The organism is Dyella japonica (assembly GCF_040545895.1).
Taxonomy (GTDB): Bacteria; Pseudomonadota; Gammaproteobacteria; order Xanthomonadales; family Rhodanobacteraceae; genus Dyella; species Dyella japonica_D.
Genome location: NZ_JBEPMU010000004.1, coordinates 345,827 through 364,986 on the forward strand (window position 1 = coordinate 345,827; position 19,160 = coordinate 364,986).

The 19,160-nt window shown below is 65.5% G+C and carries 21 protein-coding genes; 10 read left to right on the forward strand and 11 right to left on the reverse strand.

Going from position 1 to position 19,160, the window contains the following annotated elements; translation table 11 throughout:
- Positions 1-9: 9 nt before the first annotated feature.
- The 7 genes from ABIC75_RS14835 (at position 10) to ABIC75_RS14865 (ending at position 7,130) form a co-directional block, all read left to right on the forward strand.
- The gene (locus ABIC75_RS14835) at positions 10-834 is read left to right on the forward strand and encodes a hypothetical protein (RefSeq protein WP_354014651.1); all 825 of its coding nucleotides are present in this window, start codon (positions 10-12) and stop codon (positions 832-834) included.
- Between the two features lie 145 nt (positions 835-979).
- Positions 980-1,132, forward strand: a complete 153-nt coding sequence (locus ABIC75_RS14840; protein ID WP_204636844.1) for a DUF3309 family protein — start codon at positions 980-982, stop codon at positions 1,130-1,132.
- 126 nt (positions 1,133-1,258) lie between these two features.
- Entirely contained in the window at positions 1,259-3,361 is a 2,103-nt protein-coding gene (locus ABIC75_RS14845; RefSeq protein WP_354014652.1) for a catalase, read from the forward strand.
- A gap of 203 nt (positions 3,362-3,564) precedes the next feature.
- Positions 3,565-4,746, forward strand: coding sequence for a glycosyltransferase family A protein (locus tag ABIC75_RS14850; protein WP_354014653.1), 1,182 nt, complete (start codon positions 3,565-3,567; stop codon positions 4,744-4,746).
- Entirely contained in the window at positions 4,743-5,867 is a 1,125-nt protein-coding gene (locus ABIC75_RS14855; RefSeq protein ID WP_354014654.1) for an acyl-CoA dehydrogenase family protein, read from the forward strand. Before ABIC75_RS14850 ends, ABIC75_RS14855 begins: the two co-directional genes overlap by 4 nt.
- A complete protein-coding gene (locus ABIC75_RS14860; protein ID WP_354014655.1) occupies positions 5,864-6,571 on the forward strand; it encodes a PIG-L deacetylase family protein in 708 nt (235 codons plus the stop codon). The genes ABIC75_RS14855 and ABIC75_RS14860 overlap by 4 nt, the downstream gene beginning before the upstream one ends.
- Positions 6,528-7,130 carry a class I SAM-dependent methyltransferase gene (locus ABIC75_RS14865; protein WP_354014656.1) on the forward strand — a complete coding sequence of 201 codons (603 nt, stop codon included), beginning with the start codon at positions 6,528-6,530 and terminating at the stop codon, positions 7,128-7,130. Before ABIC75_RS14860 ends, ABIC75_RS14865 begins: the two co-directional genes overlap by 44 nt.
- Before the next feature lie 25 nt (positions 7,131-7,155).
- On the opposite strand, the gene ABIC75_RS14870 is transcribed toward ABIC75_RS14865, so the two are convergent.
- From ABIC75_RS14870 to ABIC75_RS14905, 8 genes are all read right to left on the reverse strand, one after another.
- Entirely contained in the window at positions 7,156-9,096 is a 1,941-nt protein-coding gene (locus tag ABIC75_RS14870; protein ID WP_354014657.1) for a hybrid sensor histidine kinase/response regulator, read from the reverse strand.
- A gap of 181 nt (positions 9,097-9,277) precedes the next feature.
- Complete coding sequence (locus tag ABIC75_RS14875) at positions 9,278-10,030, reverse strand: DNA-binding domain-containing protein (RefSeq protein ID WP_354014658.1); 753 nt, start codon at positions 10,028-10,030, stop codon at positions 9,278-9,280.
- On the reverse strand, positions 10,027-10,872 hold the full coding sequence (bufB, locus tag ABIC75_RS14880; protein ID WP_354014659.1) for an MNIO family bufferin maturase: 846 nt from the start codon (positions 10,870-10,872) through the stop codon (positions 10,027-10,029). The genes ABIC75_RS14875 and bufB overlap by 4 nt, the downstream gene beginning before the upstream one ends.
- Positions 10,873-10,930: 58 nt before the next feature.
- A complete protein-coding gene (gene bufA2, locus ABIC75_RS14885; protein ID WP_354014660.1) occupies positions 10,931-11,212 on the reverse strand; it encodes a BufA2 family periplasmic bufferin-type metallophore in 282 nt (93 codons plus the stop codon).
- Positions 11,213-11,250: 38 nt separating this feature from the next.
- Entirely contained in the window at positions 11,251-12,033 is a 783-nt protein-coding gene (locus tag ABIC75_RS14890) for an alpha/beta fold hydrolase (RefSeq protein ID WP_354014661.1), read from the reverse strand.
- A gap of 45 nt (positions 12,034-12,078) precedes the next feature.
- Positions 12,079-12,558, reverse strand: coding sequence for a DoxX family protein (locus ABIC75_RS14895; protein ID WP_354014662.1), 480 nt, complete (start codon positions 12,556-12,558; stop codon positions 12,079-12,081).
- Positions 12,555-12,830: a BufA1 family periplasmic bufferin-type metallophore gene (locus ABIC75_RS14900; protein ID WP_354014663.1), complete on the reverse strand. Its 276-nt coding sequence runs from the start codon at positions 12,828-12,830 to the stop codon at positions 12,555-12,557. Before ABIC75_RS14900 ends, ABIC75_RS14895 begins: the two co-directional genes overlap by 4 nt.
- 33 nt (positions 12,831-12,863) lie before the next feature.
- Entirely contained in the window at positions 12,864-13,277 is a 414-nt protein-coding gene (locus ABIC75_RS14905; protein ID WP_354014664.1) for an organic hydroperoxide resistance protein, read from the reverse strand.
- A gap of 299 nt (positions 13,278-13,576) precedes the next feature.
- On the opposite strand from ABIC75_RS14905, the gene ABIC75_RS14910 reads away from it, so the two are divergent.
- Genes ABIC75_RS14910 through ABIC75_RS14920 form a run of 3 tightly spaced genes read left to right on the forward strand, consistent with a single transcriptional unit; the run spans position 13,577 to position 16,209 of the window.
- Positions 13,577-14,119: a redoxin domain-containing protein gene (locus ABIC75_RS14910; protein ID WP_354014665.1), complete on the forward strand. Its 543-nt coding sequence runs from the start codon at positions 13,577-13,579 to the stop codon at positions 14,117-14,119.
- A 36-nt stretch (positions 14,120-14,155) separates the two neighbouring features.
- Complete coding sequence (locus tag ABIC75_RS14915) at positions 14,156-14,896, forward strand: response regulator (protein ID WP_354014666.1); 741 nt, start codon at positions 14,156-14,158, stop codon at positions 14,894-14,896.
- The gene (locus ABIC75_RS14920; RefSeq protein ID WP_354014667.1) at positions 14,893-16,209 is read left to right on the forward strand and encodes a sensor histidine kinase; all 1,317 of its coding nucleotides are present in this window, start codon (positions 14,893-14,895) and stop codon (positions 16,207-16,209) included. The genes ABIC75_RS14915 and ABIC75_RS14920 overlap by 4 nt, the downstream gene beginning before the upstream one ends.
- A 79-nt stretch (positions 16,210-16,288) precedes the next feature.
- Here the strand turns inward: ABIC75_RS14920 and ABIC75_RS14925 are convergent, their stop codons facing one another.
- The 3 genes from ABIC75_RS14925 to ABIC75_RS14935 all read right to left on the reverse strand — a co-directional run bounded on the left by ABIC75_RS14925 (position 16,289) and on the right by ABIC75_RS14935 (position 19,026).
- Positions 16,289-16,774, reverse strand: coding sequence for a hypothetical protein (locus ABIC75_RS14925; RefSeq protein ID WP_354014668.1), 486 nt, complete (start codon positions 16,772-16,774; stop codon positions 16,289-16,291).
- A gap of 198 nt (positions 16,775-16,972) precedes the next feature.
- Positions 16,973-18,364 carry a sensor histidine kinase gene (locus tag ABIC75_RS14930; protein ID WP_354014669.1) on the reverse strand — a complete coding sequence of 464 codons (1,392 nt, stop codon included), beginning with the start codon at positions 18,362-18,364 and terminating at the stop codon, positions 16,973-16,975.
- Complete coding sequence (locus ABIC75_RS14935; RefSeq protein WP_354014670.1) at positions 18,361-19,026, reverse strand: response regulator; 666 nt, start codon at positions 19,024-19,026, stop codon at positions 18,361-18,363. The genes ABIC75_RS14930 and ABIC75_RS14935 overlap by 4 nt, the downstream gene beginning before the upstream one ends.
- Positions 19,027-19,160: the final 134 nt, after the last annotated feature.

Here is a 19,160-nt window from a genome sequence, read left to right on the forward strand (position 1 = left end):
AGAATCCTCATGGCTACGACCGCATACAGCAGTGCCATCGAAAACGACCCGTTCGCGCAGATGCGCTGGAGTGCCGTTTTCGCAGGCTGGTTCGTCGCGACGGGCATCGCCATTCTTCTCTACGGCGCCGGCCTTGCGCTCGGTTTTACCGCATTCGATCCGCACAACGTGCCGGCCGCCGCGAAGGGCATCGGCATCGGTACCTTCATCTGGATGATCCTCACCTGGGCGGCATCGCTCTACGTGGGCGGCCTGTTTGCAAGCTGGTTCGACGGGCGCGCGGACGAGACCATGGGCAGCCTGCACGGCATCGCCGTATGGGGCCTGGCCATCACTGCCAGCGCGCTCTGGCTTGCGCTCGCGCTGGGGCACATGAGCCATGAGCACAAGCCCATGCATGACGACGCTTCCGACGGTGGCATGGTGGCAGTCAGCAATGAACCGCTGGCCATCTTGCGCGCTGACGTACATCGCACACTCGCCATGCAGCGCGACAGCCGGTCCGACAGCCAGACGGAAAAGGCGCTGATTGCTGCACTGTTGGCGGGCCACACCGACACCGCACGCGCCATGCTGATTGCGCAAACCGAGATGCCCGCCGATGTGGCCACCGCGCGCGTCACGACCTGGCTTCCCATCGTCAATGCCGCGAGCGACCAGCTCAAGAGCGATGCCGAACGCGCGAAGCATTACGCAGCGGCGGGCATGCTCGGCTTGTTGCTGAGCGGGTTGGCCGGCCTCATCGCCGCGGCGTTGGGCGGCTGGAACGGTGCGCGGCACATCCATCGCGTGTACCACTTGCGGCGCTATGAAGGGCGTCCCTACCGCGAATAAGCCGAGCAAGTGAATGCGGGCGGCAGCAGCGGGAAGTTGCTGTCGCCTGCTGTTCGTGGATCAGGGCGCCGTCGGAATGCCATGCGCGCGGCAACCAGAGTCAACCATTTCATTGCCGGCACAGCGGTGCCGAGACGGAGCAACCATGTCACTCATTCTTCTGATCATTGTGCTCGTGCTGGTCATCGGTGCCTTGCCGTCCTGGCCGTACAGTCGCGGTTGGGGCTATTACCCCAGCGGCGGCCTGGGACTCATTTTGCTGATCCTGCTGATCCTGTTGTTGATGGGCCGCATCTGACCGACCGGATCGCGGCTGGGTGCGAATGGCGAACGCAAGTACGACAGCGGGTTCACGTCGTGCGGAACAGCATGACTCTCCCATTCGTCATTCGACACCCAGCCGAGTTCTGCCGGAGGTACCACCATGGCTTCGAAAAAGCCCACACCCAAGCCCGCCAAGGCAAGGTCATCGGACGAGTGCCGGGAAGCAGAACGCGGTTCGGGCGACGAACTCCATGAGCATGCCGGTGGCAAGCATCCGGCGTTGACCACCAACCAGGGCATTCCTGTTTCGGACAACCAGAACTCGCTGCGCGCGTCGCCGCGCGGGCCGACGCTGCTGGAAGATTTCGTCCTCCGCGAGAAGATCACCCACTTCGATCACGAACGCATTCCCGAGCGCATCGTGCATGCACGCGGCACGGCGGCGCACGGCTATTTCGAACTGACGACGTCGCTGGCGAAGTACACGAAGGCACGCATACTCACCGAAGTGGGCGAGAAAACGCCCGTTTTCACGCGATTCTCGACCGTGGCCGGAGGCGCCGGTTCGGTCGATACGCCGCGCGACGTGCGGGGATTTGCCGTGAAGTTCTACACCAAGGAAGGCAACTGGGATCTGGTGGGAAACAACATTCCGGTGTTCTTCATCCAGGACGCGATCAAGTTCCCCGACCTTGTCCACTCGGTGAAGATGGAGCCCGACCGTGCGTTTCCGCAGGCGGCCTCGGCGCATGACACCTTCTGGGATTTCATCTCGCTCACGCCCGAAGCCATGCACATGATCATGTGGGCGATGAGCGATCGCACCATTCCCCGCTCGCTGCGCATGATCGAGGGTTTCGGCGTGCACAGCTTCCGCCTCGTGAATGCCGATGGTGCCTCCACCTTCGTCAAGTTCCACTGGCGCCCCAAGCTCGGCATCCAGTCCACGGTGTGGGACGAGGCCGTGAAGCTGCAGGCGGCGGACAACGATTTCCATCGACGCGACTTGTTCGAAGCCATCGAAAGCGGCCGCTACCCCGAGTGGAACCTGGCCGTGCAGCTCTTTACGGAAGAAGACGCGGCGGCGTTTCCGTTCGATCACCTCGACCCGACCAAGCTGATTCCCGAGGAGTTGGTGCCGCTCAAGGTGATCGGTCGCATGGTGCTCGATCGGTGGCCGGACAATTTCTTCGCCGAGACGGAGCAGGTGGCGTACTGCCCAGCGAACGTACCGCCAGGCATCGATTTCTCCAACGATCCGTTGCTGCAGGGACGGCTGTTCTCGTATCTCGATACGCAGCTGTCGCGCCTGGGATCGCCCAATTTCCACCAGATTCCCGTCAATGCGCCCAAGTGTCCGTTCGCCAATATGCAACGCGATGGCCATATGCAGATGCAGGTGCCGAAGGGGCGCGTGAATTACGAACCAAGTTCGTTGCAGGAGGATTCGCCTCGCGAAACGCGCGCGGGCTTTCGCAGTGCGGCAGTGACAGGCGACGATAGTGCCAAGGGTCGCGTACGCGCGGAGAGCTTTGCCGATCACTACAGCCAGGCGCGGCTGTTCTTCCGCAGCCAGAGCAAGCCGGAGCAGGCGCATATGGCTTCCGCCCTGACGTTTGAGTTGTCCAAGGTGGCCACGATGCATGTGCGCGAAGCCATCGTGGGTCATCTTCGTCACATCGATGCGGATCTCGCGCAGCGCGTTGCGAATGGACTGGGGCTCGCGTCGCTGCCGCCGGCACCGCCCGCGGCCGTGTCTCCCATCGACATGCCGCCATCGCCGGCGCTGCAGATCATTGGCAAGATGAAGGACACGCTGGAAGGCCGCGCCGTGGGCATTCTCGTCGACGACGGCTCCGATGCCGCCACGATCAGGGCGCTGCGCAAGGCGGCCTTGGATGCCGGCGCTTCCGTGAAACTGGTGGCGCCCAGGCTGGGCATCGCGTTGAGCGATGGCAAGCCCATGTACGCCGATGGTCAGCTCGCCGGCACGCCTTCGACGGTGTTCGACGCCGTGGCGCTCGTGCTTACCGAAGAAGCCGGCAAGCGCCTCGCCAGGAACGGCTCCGCCGTGGATTTTGCCCGCGATGCGTTTGGTCATCTCAAGGGCATCGCCGTCGATGGGGGAGGGCAAGCGATCCTCAAGGCCGGCCATGTGGGCAGGGACGCGGGCGTTGTCGACGCGAGCGATGTGAAAGCCTTCATCAAGGCCGCCAAGACGCGCCAGTGGGACCGCGAGCCAAAGGTGCGGCTGCTTGCGTGATGCCGAACGCGGCGGAACCACGGCGCCGCGCACGGGCCGCCGCGATGCGCAGGCCAGTACATGGGACGTGATGCTGTTTTGTCGGCACATCACCTCCTGATCTCAACGGTTCGACAGGCGGTTCACTGCGCGGCACGCAGGATCGTTTTGCACACATGGCGAAGTTCCGTCGCTTGGGGTGCGATGCGATGAACGAGGTTTGCATGCCGGTCGAGATAACCCTTGGCGAGATCCCCGCGGGAGTGAGCACGCTTCGCTCCTGGAGCAACGCCGCGTGGACGGACGCGGCCTTGCGCTGCGTGGTTGCGATTCCCGCCCGCAACGAGGCCCATCGCATCGGCCGCTGCCTCGACGGCCTGGCGCGACAACAGACATGGCTGCCATTCGGCGTGCTGGTGCTGGTCAACGATTCCACCGACGACACCTTCGTCGAAGTCGTGAGTCGTGGTCGTCGCCGGGGTTGCGGGCCGCTGATGGCGGTGGAGGCGGCGCTTCCCGCGGGGCGTTGCGATGCCGGCGCCGCTCGTTGCGTGGCGATGCATCTGGCCGGCCGCGAGCTGCGAGGTGAGGGCGCAGTTTTCACCACCGATGCGGACAGCGTGCCGCCGCCGCATTGGATCGCACGCTACAGCGCCCTGATCGACGCTGGCTACGATGCCGTGGCTGGTCTGGCGCGCCTGCTGCCAGCCGATATGGAAGATATCCCGCGCTCGCTGTTGCATCGGCGCATGTGTGAAGACCGCTATGAGATCTGCCTGGACGCGATCGAGTCGTGGCTCGATCCGGTGGACCACAATCCCTGGCCGCGTCATTACCAGGCGAGTGGCGCCAACCTCGCCCTGAGCTTGGCCGCGATGCGCCGCGTAAGCAGCATGGCTTGGCCGGCATGCGGGGAGGACAAGGCGTTGGTGCGCGCACTCGAAGCAAGCGACTGTCGTGTGCGGCACGACACGGCGCAACCGGTGCTGACGTCAGGGCGTCTGTTCGGACGTGCGCGTGGCGGCATGGCCGATACCATGCGAAAGCGGATACTCGAGCCGGACTCGCCGTGCGACGAGCGCCTGGAAACCGTGGAGCGGGCGTATTTCCGCGCCCGCACACGACGCCTGCTGCGTGAGCTTCATGCGGGGCCTCGCCACGCCGAACATCTGCACGCCTGTTCCGCACGTCTTCGCCTCACGCTGCGCATGCTTGGCGATGCCCTGGATGCGGGCGGGTTCGGCGCCGCCTGGCGCGTGATCGAGAGTGCATCGCCACGACTTGCCCGGCAGCCCATCCTTCCGTCGCAACTGCTCGCCCAGTGTGCCCGTGGCGAAGCCTTGCTGGCGCGCATGCATATTCCCTCCGCATGGCGCGCCGACCTTTCCACCGGGACCACGCCATGAACGCCATTCCCCTGAGACGCCACACATCGCGACAGCACCCGATGGTGGCGATACCTGCCGAACTCGAAGCCACGCTCGACGCATTCGCCATGGAGGACGATCGCGTCGATGGCGCGCCGCTCGATGCGTTGAAGTACCTGGTGCGTTGCGGTGCATCCACCGCCGTGCTGCCGGCGTCGCTGGGCGGCGCGGAGTTTGGCTGGTCGCCTGGCGCATCGCGCAGCCTCTGCGAGTGGCTGCGTCGTCTCGGCGCCTCGCATCTTTCGGTGGCTCGCCTGTATGAGGGACACGTCAACGCCTTCCAGTTGATATGGACCTGTGGCGATGCGGCACAGCGCGAGGCGCTATGCCGTTACGTGGCCGAAGGTGGCTGGCTGGGCGTGTGGAATGCGCCGCATCCGTCGGGGCCGCTTGCGCTGCACGACGCGCACGTTGGGTATGTGCTCGACGGAAGCAAGGCGTATGCGTCGGGAGCGGGTTTGATCAATCGGCCGCTGGTGACGGCGCAACACGCGCGACTCGGCTACGTGATGGTCTGGCCTTCCACCGGCTGTGAGGTGGGTGCGAGAAGCGAGTGGGAAATGCATGGCATGCGCGCCTCGGTGACGTTGCCGGTTCATTACCGCGGGGCGCACGTCGATGCGTCGGAAATCATCGGCGCCGACAACGCGTACCACAGCGAACCACAGTTCACCGCCGGCGCCTGGCGCTTTCTCGCCGCTCAGCTCGGTGCGGGCCAGCGCCTGGGGCAACTGGCGTCGAGTGCCCTGGTTCGTGCGGGGCGCGATGGCGATGCGCATCAACGGGCGCGCATGGCCGATATCGCCATCGCCCTGGAAACGGCGGCGATGTGGGTCGAGCACGCGCGACGCGCGGCGGACGGCGGTGGCGAGTGCACGCAGGTCATCCATGTGGTTCGCATGGCGCGGCTGGCGGTGGAACAGCAACTGCTGGCCGTGATGCAGTGGGTGCATCGCTCGGTGGGTCTTTCCGCGTTTCGCCGCGACCATCCCATCGAGCGCATCACGCGTGATCTGGAAACCTATCTGCGGCAACCCGTGCCGGATCTGGTGAGGGACAAGGTGGGCGAACACATGCTCGCCTCGGCGGTGCGCGCATGACTTACGCCCAGGCCATGCGGCAACTGCCCCTCGCTACGCCCGAGACCTTGCTGGCCCATCGCGGCCTGATCATCGTCGCGCCGCATCCCGATGACGAGACACTCGGTTGCGGCGGACTGCTGGCATGGGCGGCACGTGGCGATGTGCTCAGGCATGTGGTGTTCCTCACCAACGGGGAGGGTTCGCATCCCGATACCACGCGCGACATCGCCGCCATTCGACGTGGCGAGGCCATGCTTGCCGCCTCTCACCTGGGCCTGACGCCGGCGCACCTGAGCTTCATGGGCTTGCCCGATACCGGCCTGCCCGCGCTGGGAGGCGAGCAGCGCCTGTGGGCGACGCATTGGCTGCGCTGCCTCGCTGCCGAACGCAGCCCGTGCCTGATCGTGGTCACGGCCGACACCGATCCCCACGGTGATCACCGCGCCGCCTGCGCATTGATCCAGGAGTCCACGCGCGGACTGCCCGGCGTAGAAGTGATGACCTATCCGATCTGGAGCTGGCTGCTGCTCGACGAGCCCGTGGCGGTGAACGGCATGCGTATCGACATCACGGCACAACGTTCCATCAAGGCATCGGCGATCGAGGCTTACGCCAGTCAACAGGGCCGCCTCTCGCTCGATGTCGACGGTTTCAGAATACCCGAGGAGTTATTGCGTCATGTCCATGCCGACACCGAAGTTTTCCTCCGCCCCGCAGTATGACCACGAGTTCTTCGAGCGGCTCTACACCGGACAGGTCGATCCGTGGTCCGTGCTGACCAGCAGCTACGAGCGCGACAAATACGAGGCGACCATGCAGGCGCTTGCGCGGCAGCGCTATCGCCACGCCCTGGAACTTGGCTGCTCCATCGGGGGGCTCACGCGCCTGCTTGCCGGACGTTGCGATGCCGTCACCGCCATCGACACCAGCACCATGGCGCTGCAGCGCGCCAGGGAGTTGTGCACGGCCTCCAACGTCACGTTCGTGCAGGCCCATCTGCCCGATGGCGATTGGGATGGCCCCTTCGATCTCGTCGTATTGTCCGAAGTGCTCTACTACTTCTCCATACCCGCGCTGGTGCGTCTGGCCGACCGGCTCTCGAAAGTGGTGACTGAGGGCACCGAATTCATCGTCGTGCATTGGACTGGCGAAACGAACTATCCGCTCACCGGCGATCGCGCCACCGAACTGTTCCAATGCCTGATGCGGGCCGATCTGCGCACACGCACCCGCCATCCGCAGTATCGGTTGGAGAGCTGGACCTCAGGCGGCATGTCCTGAGTTCGCAGGCAGGTGGGCGACGTGTTCAGACGGTGGTCTTGCGGCTCGCCGACCACGCGACCGCGGCTTCGACGACGCGCACCAGATCCGCACGGCCGAATGGCTTGGGCAGGCGAAGGACGTCCCTCGCCGAGCCCCCGGGCAGCTCCGCATAACCGGAAGCGAGAATGATCGGCAGATCCGGCCAGCGCGCCTGCACTTCCTCGATCAACTGCAGGCCATTCATGACGGGCATGGCGTAGTCGGTGATCATCAGGTCGAAAAACGTCTTCTGCGAAAGTTGCTCAAGCGCTTCCTGTGCCGAGTTCGCTTCGACGGTGACGTGACCCAGGTCGTTGAGGACGGCGGTCATCGTCATGGCGATCAACGGATCGTCATCGACCACCAGGATGCTTTGCGCACTCGACGCTTCAGCCTCTGGTGCGGCCTGTTCCGGCGCGCGCGAAGGCGCGACCTGTTCCGTGAAGGCCATCGGCAGCCACAACTCCGCGGTGGTGCCGCGTCCGGCTTCGCTGCGCAATACGAGACGACCACCCGATTGCTCGGCCAGGCCGTGCACCATCGAGAGGCCAAGGCCGGTGCCCTTGCCGATGCCCTTGGTGGTGAAGAATGGTTCGGTGGCGCGTTCGAGTGTGGCAGCGTCCATGCCCTGGCCGTTGTCGGTGATCGACAGGCTCACGTAGTCACCCGGCGGCAGCGCGGTTCGATGCCCGGATAGTTCGATCGATTCGTTCTTCGCCGTGATGATGATGTGCCCGCCATCGGGCATCGCATCGCGTGCATTCATGACCAGATTGAGCAAGGCCAGTTCCAGCTGGTTGCCGTCGACCAGGGTGTGATGCAGCGTGAGCGGAAATACGGTGTCGATGGTGATCGTGGGCCCCGCTGAACGCTGCAGCAGGCTGCTGATGCCGTGCACCAGAACGCGCACATCGATCGCGGTGGGCTGAAGTTCCTGCTTGCGTGCAAAGGCCAGCATGCGCTTGGTCAGCGCGGCGCCACGACGTGCGCCGGCCAGCGCATTGCCAAGCAGGTTCAATGCGTGCGGATCGTGCGACAGCCGCGGCTCGAGCAATTCGAGGCTGCCGATCACCGCCATCAGCAGATTGTTGAAGTCGTGCGCCACGCCGCCGGTGAGCTGGCCCACGGCTTCGAGCTTCTGCGACTGGAACAACGCCTCGCGTGCATCGGCAAGCGCGGCATCGGCATCGCGTCGCGCGGTGATGTCGCGCGTGACCTTGGCAAAGCCCACGTGCCGGCCATCGTCGTCGGTGATGCGGTCGATGATCACATGCGCCCAGAACGACGAACCATCTTTGCGTACGCGCCAGCCTTCCGCCTCGAAGCGCCCCGTGCTGGCGGCCAGGCCCAGGGCGCGCTGCGGCTCGCCGGCGGCACGGTCTTCCAGCGTGTAGAACGTGGACAGGTGCTTGCCGAGGATCTCCTCGCGCGTATAGCCCTTGATGCGCTGCGCGCCGGTGTTCCAGCTGGTGATGAAGCCGTTGGGGTCGAGCATGTAGATGGCGCAATCGCCCACGCCCTGCAGCAGCAACCGGAATTGTTCCTCGCTGTGGCGCAGGCGGTCGTCCGCCTGCTTGCGCTCGGTGAGATCGCGCGTGACCGAGGCATAACCGATGGCCATGCCATCCGGCGTCCTCACCAGATCGAGAACGACGTTTACCCAATACTGCGAGCCGTCCTTGCGACACCGCCAGCCTTCGGCTTCCATGCGGCCTTCGTCATGGGCGGTGACGAGCGCGGCAGCGGGTTCGCCGGCTGCCTGCGCCTCGTCGGTATAGAACATCGCAATGTGCTTACCCAGCACTTCGGACGCGCTGTATCCCGTGCTTCGCTCGCAACCCAGGTTCCAGCTGGCGATGGTGCCATCCAGATTGATCAGGCAAATGGCATAGTCGACAACGGAGTCGACCAGCAGCTCATACCGGTTTATCCCCGTGGTATTCACGCGCCCCTCGATCGCACCGCGTTTCCTGAAGCCGCATTGTTTGTCTACGAAACGTGTAGGGCGCGTCAAAGCCGAAGGGACACGGGCTGGCCGGGCGAGGGCTGGAACGGGTTGCGGCTGCCGCGTGTGATGGTGGATCAGGGCGGCCGGTAGGACTGCCGAGACGTGCAGCAAGGTTCTATCAGCCCGAGGTGACGCCCGTGACGACGCCTGCGCCGATCCAGCTGGCGAGCAGTTCGCCGGCTCGGGTGACGCCGGTGTCTTCGCCAAGTCGTGCGACCAGCTCATCGCACAGCGAGGCGAAGCGGTTGTCGTGGTGCAGCGACTGCAGGGCGGCGTATTCGTCTGTATCGACCTGTTTGAGCTGGCACGTGTAGCCCTGCCGCCATGTGATGAGTGCGCGAGGTGCATCGAGCATTTCGCTCTCGGGGACTTCGACGTCCTGCTGCAGGGCAGACCACAGTGCGGCTGCATTGGTGATTGCGGGTCGATGGCGCAGGCTCGGCGAGAACTGCAGGCGCGCGGTGTCCCAGTCGATCTGCGCGAGCTGCTCGGGAGACACGCCTGCCGCATCAGGCGCCACGAACGATTCGGACAGCGACCATTCGATCCACGCCAGTTCGTGGACGTCCGGATTGTGCGGAAGCATGGCGCGCAGGGTCGCTTCGAAGTCCGCGCCGTAGGCATCGAGTGTCCACGCATGGGGCGGGTGGCGATCGATGTGGGTGATGGCGGCGTCGAGGAACAGTTCGGAACCGAGCCGCGCGTGCAGCTGCGGATAACTCGCTTCGAGCACGCTCACGAGCTGGGCGCGGTAGTTGTTCTGGTAGACGGTCATGCCGAACGACGAGCGCGGGTCGAGGCGTTGCGAGGCATCGGCCGAGGCGGTGGTCAGCCAGTCGCGAAAGTCCCGCTGGAGTTCGGCGAGCGTCATGCGGCCTCCGCCACGTGCTGTGCGCGCTGGCCGATGGTGCGCGCGATGGCCAGTTCGTCCAGCAACTCGGCGAGCGGAGGAATCGCATCGTCGCGTTCGATCATGGTGGCGACGGGGCCGAGCAGCGACATCGCTTCGGCATACAGCGACCACACGTCGTCGCACACCGGCTGGTCGTGGGTGTCGATCAACAGATCGGTGACTTCGGTGTGGCCTGCCAGATGGATCTGCCGCACGCGATCGGCGGGAATGCCGCGCAGAAAGGCATGCGCGTCCAGGCCATGATTGCGCGCGCTCACGTAGACGTTGTTCACGTCCAGCAACAGCCCGCAGCCGGTGCGCCGCGACATGGCGGCGAGGAATTCCCATTCGGTCATCTCGCTGTCGGCAAAGGCCACGTAGCTGGACGGGTTCTCGAACAGCATCGCGCGGCCCAGCGCATCCTGCGCGATGTCGATGTGGCGGCACACCAGGTCGAGTGCTTCCCGGGTATAGGGCAGCGGCAGCAGGTCGTGCGAGTTGAACCCGCCGAAGCGCGACCAGCTCAGGTGGTCGGATACGAACAGGGGTTCGATGTCATCAGCGAGCGTACGCAGTCGGCGCAGGTAGTCGCGGTCCAGCCCATCGACCGAACCGATCGACATCGACACGCCATGCAGCGCCACCGGATGGCGTTCGCGTACTCGGCGCAGGATGTGGCGCGGCTGGCCACCGTCGACCATGAAGTTCTCGGAGATCACCTCGACGAAATCGACCGGCACGTCGGTCTCGAGAAAATCGCGGTAGTGCTCCTTGCGCAGGCCGAGGCCGAAACCGGAAAACGTCGGAGGTGGCGTGAACATGTCGATGCTCCTGCTGAGGAAAAGTGCGGAGCCTGCGTAATGCAGGCTCCGCGAGGCATTACTTCGGTTCGGTCAGCGTGCCGCCTTCGGCAAGGCAGGCGCTCTTGGTCTTCACGACCACGCCCTGGCCCTTGCACGTGTTCAAGCCCTTGCAGTCGTTCTTGGCAGTGGCGCAGAGGCTGGTGCCCTTGCAGGTGTTGACGCCGTAGCAACGCACGGGTTCTTCCTTGGCGCCCGCCTGGTCGGCGGCACGCACGGGCGAGGCGATGGAGGCCACGGCGAGGGCCACGAGGGCGGCGGCGGAAGCGAAGCTGGTGCGCTTGATGGCGATCGGGGTCATGTCGAAGTTCCTTGTTGGAGTGCGATGGTGGGGTGTGCTCAATGCACGCTGGTGGCGGCTTCCTCGATCACCTTCGCCACCGCTTCGGGCTGCGAGATGTAGACGAGGTGGCTGGCCTTGATCTCGGTGACCTTCGAGCCCGCACGCTGGTACATCCAGCGCTGCAGGTCGGGGCTGAGGGCGTGGTCTTCGGTGGTCAGCACGGCCCAGGTCGGCTTGGTATGCCAGGCCGCGGAAGACACCGTGGCGTTGAATGCAGCCGTGGTGGCCTGCGGCTGCGATACGGCGAAGAAGTTGGTGCGGTTCGGCGTGAGGTCGGCGGCAAAATCCGCAGCGAACTTGTCCGGATTGACGTAGAGATGACCATCGCGGGTGGCGACGACGTCGTTGCTCGGCGACGGCATGGAACCGAGCAGCTGGCTCAGGCTTTCGCCTTCGCTCGGTTGCACGCTGGCCACGTAGACGAGCGCCTTGACCTTGTCGCGATTGCCGGCCACGGTGATCACCGCGCCGCCATAGCTGTGGCCAACCAGCACCACGGGACCATCCTGCTGGCGGATCAGTTCGCGGGTGAGGTCGATATCGTCGGCCAGCGTTTCGATGCGCGGCTGTTCCACCGTCACGTGATAACCCTTGTGGATCAGGATGTCGTGCACGACGCGCCAGCCGGAACCGTCGACGAAGGCGCCGGGCACGATCACGATGTTCTTCACGCCGATGGGCGCGGTGGTTGGTGTGGGCGCTGCTTTGGGCGCGTCGTCGGCGAGGGCCGGGCCCATCGATGCCATCAACGCGATGGCGATGCTCAGCAAGGTACGCATGGGTGTGTCCTTTCGGTAATCAGGGATGGAAGTGCGTGGTTGTTTTCAGTGCGTCGCGCGTGGCTGGCGCAAGCGATGGTCGAGCGACCACTTGCCACCACCGCGCGCCGCCAGCGGCAGCAGCAGGGCGGCCCAGCTGAGGTGCGTCGGCCATGCGTCGGGGTAGACGAAGATCTCGATCACCGTGGTCATGCCCAGCAGTGCCAGTGCGGAGATCCGCGTGCACAGGCCCAGCACCAGCAGGATCGGGAACAGGTGTTCCGCACCCGTGGCCAGTCGCGCCGCCCAATCGGAGGGAATCAGCGGCAGGTGGTATTCCGAGGCGAACAGTTCGTACGTGGAGGGCTTGATCGAGAGCCACCCCTCGACCTTGGTGCGTCCCGACTGGAAGAACACTGCCGCGATGCCCAGGCGTGCGATCAACAGCAGCAGTGCGTCGGGCAGCCGTCGCGTCAGCGTGGTGGACGATGGATGCGTGGCATCCATCGTCACCGGCCGCAGCGCGGCTACTTCCGTGCTGCTCACGACTTGGCCTCGAGCGAGCCGTAGCCTTTCGGGGTCTTGAGGGTGGTGCAGGTCCCTTTGTCGACCAGCACCCAGGCATTGCCCTGGTAGTCGGCTTTCGACGTGCCGGCGCAGGTGGTGCCCGGGCCGGCGGCGCAATCGTTCTTGCCGGCGAGTGCCACGCCGTAGCACTTTTCCATGGGCTTCTTCGCTTCCTCGGCGTGGCCGCTCACGGCGAACGCGGCAAGGCTCAGGGCGAAAGTGGCGGCGAGGGTGGCGCGGGTGCGATTCATCGGGGAATTCCTTGTGTCGATGGGTGCGGTGGCTCAGGCGAGCGAGAACGCGACGTCGATGTTTCCGCGCGTCGCCTTGGAGTATGGGCAGGTCTGATGCGCCGCTTCGATGAGCGATTGCGCCACCTCGCGATCAAGACCCGGCAGCGACACGTGGAGACGCGCCTGCAGTGCATAGCCGTCGCTGCCCTGCGTGAGGTCGATCTCGGCTGAAACGCGGGTGTCGGCGGGCAGCACGATCTTTCGTGCACGGGCGGCGTGGCCCATGGCGCCGATGAAGCAGGCCGACCAGCCCGCGCCGAACAGCTGCTCGGGATTGGTGCCAGCCTTGCCGGAACCCGGGGGCGACAGCTTGATGTCGAGCTGGCCGTCGTCGCTGTGCGACTGGCCATCGCGGCCGCCAGTGGTGGTGGTCTTGCCGGTGTAGAGAACGGTGCGGTCGGACATGGGAAGTTTCCTTTGGCTGGGTGATGGACGTTGGCTGTGGATCAGCCGGTGTGGCCATGAAACCGCCGCCGCGTATCCCCGATGTGTCGCGTTTCCTGCGCAAAGGCATCGAAATGTGTAACGGCGCCCCGTCGATACATTCGGATACAAAGCCGCTTGGCCGGCCCCGGAGGCGTCCCCGCGCCGGATACAAAGCGATACAAAAAGCCGGTGCGGGCGACATGCCCGATACAAATGGGCTTGCTCTAATGGCTACCGTTCCGGCGCGTGCGCCGTCACCTCAGTCCCTGGAGTTCCCCATGAAAATCCTGCGTCTCGCCGCCGCCGTCGCGGCCTTCAGTGCAGCCCTGGTCGCCGCGTGGCCGGGCGTATCGGGCATCGCCAGCGCCCAAACGCCGGCCACGAACGTGTCGGCACCCGATTTCGACGGCGGCACCCGCTGGTTCAATTCCGCGCCGCTGACCATGTCGTCGCTGCGCGGCAAGGTGGTGCTGGTGGAGTTCTGGACGCGCGAATGCATCAACTGCGTGCACGTGCTGCCGCACACCAAGGCGCTCTACGACCGTTATGCGGCCGATGGCCTGGTGGTGGTCGGCGTGCACACGCCCGAATACGACGAGGAGCGCGACCTGGGCGCCCTGAAGGACGCCATTGGCGCGCTGGACATCAAGTATCCGGTAGTGGCGGACAACGACAACCGTATCTGGAACGCCTATAACAACCGCTTCTGGCCGGCCATCTACCTGATCGACCGCGACGGGCACGTGGTCTATCGCCACGTTGGCGAAGGCGACTACGATCGCACTGAAGAACGTATCCGCCAGTTGCTCGGCAAAGCCTGAGGCAGGGCGATACGGCGCCAGATCATGGGAGACAGCATGGAACACATCGACCAGATCCTCGTCGTCGACGACGACTACGGGATCCGCACAGGTATCGTGGACTACCTGCGCAAGAACGGCTTGCGCGCCACCGGCGCCGCCGATGGCCGCGAGATGTTCGCGCAGCTCGATACCTCGGCGTTTGACCTGGTCGTGCTCGACATCATGATGCCCGGCGACGACGGGCTGGTGCTCTGCCGCACGCTGCGCGGCGGCAAGCACAAGCACCTGCCGGTGGTGCTGCTCACCGCGCGCGACGACGAGACCGACCGCATCATCGGCCTGGAGATGGGCGCAGACGATTACGTCACCAAGCCGTTCTCGCCACGCGAACTGCTGGCGCGCATCAAGGCGGTGATCCGCCGCACGCGCATGCTGCCGCCCAACCTGCGCGTGACCGAAAGCAGCGACAGCATCGCCTTCGGGCGCTGGCGCCTGGACACGACAGCGCGCCATCTGCTCGACGAGAACGGCACGGTGGTGTCGCTGAGCGGCGCCGAGTTCCGCTTGCTGCGTGTGTTCCTCGACCACCCGCAACGCGTGCTGTCGCGCGACCAGCTGCTCAACCTCACCCAGGGCCGTGACGCCGAACTGTTCGACCGCTCCATCGACCTGCTGGTAAGCCGCCTGCGCCAGCGTCTGCAGGACGGCGCGCGCGATCAGACCTACATCAAGACCGTGCGCAGCGAAGGCTACGTGTTCTCGATGCCGGTGGTGCTCAACGGCCAGGATTCATGAGCGACGTGTCCACCAGCAGGCGTTCCTGGCTGCCGCGCAGCATGGCCTCGCGGCTGTACCTGATCATCTTCGCAGGCCTGATGCTGGCGCAGGGACTGTCGTTCGCGCTGCTCTACATGGAGCGCATGCAGAGCGCCACGGCGGTGATGTTCAACACGCTGGAGCACGACGTGGGCACCTCGGTCGCGGTGATCGACCGGTTACCGGCGGCGGAGCGTTCGCGCTGGCTCAACCGGCTGGAGCGCGACAATTATTTCTACATCCTTGGGCCCGGCGAGCCCGGGAAGCATCTGGCGACGGATCGCTCGGCCTACGTCGTCAGCCTGATCGCCAAGGAAGTCGGGCCCGATTTCCATGTGTACGGCAACACCATCGCGATGTCGCCGGAGCAATACCAGGTGCATTTCACGCTGCACGATGGCTCGCCGCTCACGTTGCAGGTGACGCCGCGCATGAAGCCGGTGGCGTCGTGGCTGCCGTTCGTGTTCATCCTGCAGGTGATCCTGCTGTTGATCTGCACCTGGCTGGCGGTGCGGCTGGCCACGCGTCCGTTGAGTACGCTGGCAAAAGCCGCCGATGCGATGACGCCGACCGCCGATGGTCCGCGCGTGTCGCAGGAAGGCCCCACCGAAGTGGCGCGTGCGGCCAAGGCGTTCAACACCATGCAGGATCGCATCGCGCGTCACCTGAAGGAGCGCCTGCATATCCTGGCCGCCATCTCGCATGATCTGCAGACGCCGATCACCCGCATGCGCCTGCGCGTGGAAGCGCTGGACGCGTCGCCCGAGCAGCAGCGCATCATCGACGACCTGCACGAACTCGAACACCTGGTGCGCGAAGGCGTGGCCTACGCGCGCAGCGCGCACGGCGGATCGGAATCACCGGTGCGGCTCGACCTCAGCGCCTTCGTGGAAAGCCTGGTGTTCGACTACCAGGACATGGGCCAACCGGTGACGATGAGCGAGAGCGTGGCCGCCACCACCACGGTGCGCGCACAGGCGCTGCGCCGTGTGCTGGCCAACCTGATCGACAACGCGATCAAGTACGGCGGCGCCGCCGAGGTGCAGGTGCAGCGCGTAGCGCCCGACGTGCTTACCGTGACCGTCTCCGATCGTGGCCCCGGCATTCCCGAGGGCGAACTGGAACAGGTGCTGCAGCCGTTCTATCGGCTGGAATCGTCTCGCAACCGCGACACCGGCGGCGCGGGTCTTGGGTTGGCCATTGCCGCGCAGCTCATCAGCTCCATTGGCGGCGAGTTGCGCCTCGCCAATCGCGAGGGCGGCGGCCTGCAGGCGATCATCACCTTGCCCTGAGCCACCTCGGTCAGCTCCACCAACGAAAGAGCCCGGCACGTGCCGGGCTCTCTTTGAGCAAGGTGGACGAGCTTCCCGCTCAGTAGCCGTCATCCTGGTAGCCATTCTGATAGCCGCCGGTCGGCTGCTCGTAGATGACCTGGCCATCATCCTGCGGCGGCTGTTGATACACCACCGGCGCGGACTGGCGATACACCACGGTCGGCGGCTGCTGGTAGTACGTGGTGGCCGGTTGGTAGTAAGTGGGCGCGGGTTGGTAATACACGGGAGCCGGCGCGGTCGCCTGCTGCACGATGCCGGCGACCGCCGCCACCGCAATGGCGCCGGCGATCCAGGCGCCTGCATTGCCGTGGCCGCCGTGATGGCCGCCACCGTAATAACCGCCACCGTAGTAGCCACCACCTCGATGCCAATCGCCACGATCACGGTGCCAGTCGCCATGGCCTCGGCCATAGCCGCCGTCATGACCCCAGCCATCGCGTGCGGACGCGGCCATGGGTGCTGCAGCGGTCGCGGCGACCGCCAGGCCAAGCACGACACGTTGAGCAAGTACGAACCTTTTCATGGCACACCTCCGTTGAACTGGAGTCGATGCTCGGGCTGCGGGGCTTAATGACTACTGAGTTCTTGCGATCGCGATGGCACCCGCCTGCATGTCGGTTGCCTGCCGTTGTGCTTATCGCTAAGAAATCGTCAGGCCGCGCTTAGTGGTGGCTTAGTGGTCCCATGAAAGCGCGCCAGCGTGCAGCCTCGCGGCGGGCGCTCAAAGGCTCAGCCGCGGAATCGACACGCGCACGCGCAAGCCGCGACCGAAGGGCGAGTCCAGCAACTCGATGGTGGCGCGATGCAGGCTGGCGGCGCGGGCCACGATGGAAAGCCCCAGGCCATAGCCTTCGCCACGGCTGCCCGCCTCGCGATGAAAGCGCGCGAACACCGCGTGGCGTCGTTCCACGGGAATGCCGGGGCCGTTGTCGATCACTTCCAGGGTGGCTTCCTGCCGGTTCTGCACCACGGCGAGCTGGATGCGCCCGCCCGCAGGCACGTAGCGCAGGGAGTTCTCCAGCAGGTTGCGCAACAGCGCCACCAGGGCCGGCGCGTACCCTTGCACCAACACGCGGTTGTCCTGCAAGACGAAGCCCAGTTCGACGCCGCGGCGCTGGATGGTTGGGGCGAGTTCCTTCACCACGCCGCCGGCCACATCGACCAGGTCCACGGGCTCGAAGCGGGTGGATGCGGCGCCCGCCTCGAGCTTGGCCAATGCAAGCAACTGCTCGATGCGGCGGCCGAGCGTCGCCACGCTGCCGTGCGCGCCGGCGAGGCTGTCCTGGATCTCATCCGGGTCGATGGTCTCCATGGCGCTTTCGAGGTTGAGCAGGATGGATGCCAGCGGCGTACGCAGTTCGTGCGCCACGTCGGCGCTGAAGCGGCGCTCGCGTTCGAGTGCATCCTCTTGTCGGTCGAGTTGTTCGTTGAGCGCGTTGAGCACCGGACGCAACTCGCGCGGTGCATCGGGCAGCACGATGCGTTCGCGGCTGCCGGGTTCGCGCGCGGACAGCGCGGTGGTGAGGCTCGCGAGCGGACGCAGCCCGCGCCCCACCGCCCAGCCCACCAGCAGCGCGAGCACCGGCAGGCCGAACAGGAAGGGCAGGCCGTGGTCCAGCCACAGCGTATGCACGATGTCCTCGCGGCTGTCGTAGCGATCGGCCACGCGTATCACGTAGGCGCTGTTGGGGTCGACGTAGTTGAACACGCGCCACACGTGGTGCTGCTTCTTCAGGTCGTGGTACGCGGAGCGATCATCCGGCGTGGCCGGCAAGGTCATCAGGTTGATCGTGCCGAGCACCAGCTTGCCCTGGCGGTCGAACACCTGGAAACCCACTTCCGATTCGTGCGTGGCGACTTCGCCCTGTGCGGCCAGTACGCCTTTCTTCTGCACGGGAACCAGCAAGCCTTCGTGTCCCGCGAAGGTCTGCACGCCGGCCTGCCTGATGAGCGTGGCGATGGTATGCGCCGCCTCGGCGAGGCGGGCGTCCGACAGCACGGCCATTTCCGAACTGGTGCGGCGAAAGCTGTAGAACGCCAGCGGCAACAGGAACAACAGCAGCAGCGCGATGATCATCCATCGCAGGCGGCCGCGCAGGCTGGTGGGTTTCACCGCGGTTCCCGCGGAATCATGTAGCCGAACGCGCGCACGTTCTGGATGGTGTCGAAGCTCAGCTTGCGCCGCAGCGAATGCACCAGCACGTCGAGCGCGCCATCGGTGACCACGCGATCGCTGCCGTAGAGCGAGCTTTCCAGCGTGTCGCGGCGAACCACGCGCCCGCTGCGCTCCATCAGCGTCTGCAGCAGCGACATCTCGCGCCGCGTCAGGTCCACGCGGTTGCCGCGGAAGGTGACTTCCAGCGTGGCCAGGTCCAGGCACAGCGCGCCGGCTTCGATGCGGTTGGCGGCCAGCCCTTGCATGCGACGCGTGAGCGAACGGATGCGCGCGCCGAGTTCGTCGAGATGGAAGGGCTTGGTGAGGTAATCGTCGGCACCGGCATCGAGCCCATGCACGCGTGCCTGCACCGCGTCGCGCGCTGTGAGGATGAGCACCGGCGTGCGGATGTCGTTGCGACGCGCCTCGGTGAGGATGTCCAGGCCGTCCTTGCCGGGCAGGCCGAGGTCGAGCAGCACCAGGTCGGCGGTCTGCTCCTGCATGGCGGCGATGGCCTCGGTGCCGTCGGTGATCCACGTCACCGTGTACGACAGGCGGTCGAGCGCGCGCTGGATGGCCGCGCCGAGTTCCAGATCGTCTTCCACCAGGATGATGTGCATCGCGTTTCCCGCCAGCAAGTACGGCGGCCATGTGGCCGCCGGGTCAGCGTTCGATTGTCTTTCCGTTTTGTTACGGTCCCGGGAAAAATTGCCCGTCCATGGGCGAGGGCACCTGCCTGCGGGCCATGCGGAGC

Excerpts from the sequence above, each read along its gene's own strand:
- bufB (WP_354014659.1), bottom strand. The coding sequence starts at position 10,872 with ATGTTCACGCCACCTCCGACGTTTTCCGGTTTCGGCCTCGGCCTGCGC.
- ABIC75_RS14840 (WP_204636844.1), top strand. The coding sequence starts at position 980 with ATGTCACTCATTCTTCTGATCATTGTGCTCGTGCTGGTCATCGGTGCC.
- ABIC75_RS14835 (WP_354014651.1), top strand. The coding sequence starts at position 10 with ATGGCTACGACCGCATACAGCAGTGCCATCGAAAACGACCCGTTCGCG.
- ABIC75_RS14925 (WP_354014668.1), bottom strand. The coding sequence starts at position 16,774 with ATGAAAAGGTTCGTACTTGCTCAACGTGTCGTGCTTGGCCTGGCGGTC.
- ABIC75_RS14910 (WP_354014665.1), top strand. The coding sequence starts at position 13,577 with ATGAAAATCCTGCGTCTCGCCGCCGCCGTCGCGGCCTTCAGTGCAGCC.
- ABIC75_RS14890 (WP_354014661.1), bottom strand. The coding sequence starts at position 12,033 with ATGCGTACCTTGCTGAGCATCGCCATCGCGTTGATGGCATCGATGGGC.
- ABIC75_RS14900 (WP_354014663.1), bottom strand. The coding sequence starts at position 12,830 with ATGAATCGCACCCGCGCCACCCTCGCCGCCACTTTCGCCCTGAGCCTT.
- ABIC75_RS14845 (WP_354014652.1), top strand. The coding sequence starts at position 1,259 with ATGGCTTCGAAAAAGCCCACACCCAAGCCCGCCAAGGCAAGGTCATCG.
- ABIC75_RS14920 (WP_354014667.1), top strand. The coding sequence starts at position 14,893 with ATGAGCGACGTGTCCACCAGCAGGCGTTCCTGGCTGCCGCGCAGCATG.
- ABIC75_RS14935 (WP_354014670.1), bottom strand. The coding sequence starts at position 19,026 with ATGCACATCATCCTGGTGGAAGACGATCTGGAACTCGGCGCGGCCATC.
- ABIC75_RS14855 (WP_354014654.1), top strand. The coding sequence starts at position 4,743 with ATGAACGCCATTCCCCTGAGACGCCACACATCGCGACAGCACCCGATG.
- bufA2 (WP_354014660.1), bottom strand. The coding sequence starts at position 11,212 with ATGACCCCGATCGCCATCAAGCGCACCAGCTTCGCTTCCGCCGCCGCC.
- ABIC75_RS14860 (WP_354014655.1), top strand. The coding sequence starts at position 5,864 with ATGACTTACGCCCAGGCCATGCGGCAACTGCCCCTCGCTACGCCCGAG.
- ABIC75_RS14865 (WP_354014656.1), top strand. The coding sequence starts at position 6,528 with ATGTCCATGCCGACACCGAAGTTTTCCTCCGCCCCGCAGTATGACCAC.
- ABIC75_RS14915 (WP_354014666.1), top strand. The coding sequence starts at position 14,156 with ATGGAACACATCGACCAGATCCTCGTCGTCGACGACGACTACGGGATC.
- ABIC75_RS14875 (WP_354014658.1), bottom strand. The coding sequence starts at position 10,030 with ATGACGCTCGCCGAACTCCAGCGGGACTTTCGCGACTGGCTGACCACC.
- ABIC75_RS14905 (WP_354014664.1), bottom strand. The coding sequence starts at position 13,277 with ATGTCCGACCGCACCGTTCTCTACACCGGCAAGACCACCACCACTGGC.
- ABIC75_RS14850 (WP_354014653.1), top strand. The coding sequence starts at position 3,565 with ATGCCGGTCGAGATAACCCTTGGCGAGATCCCCGCGGGAGTGAGCACG.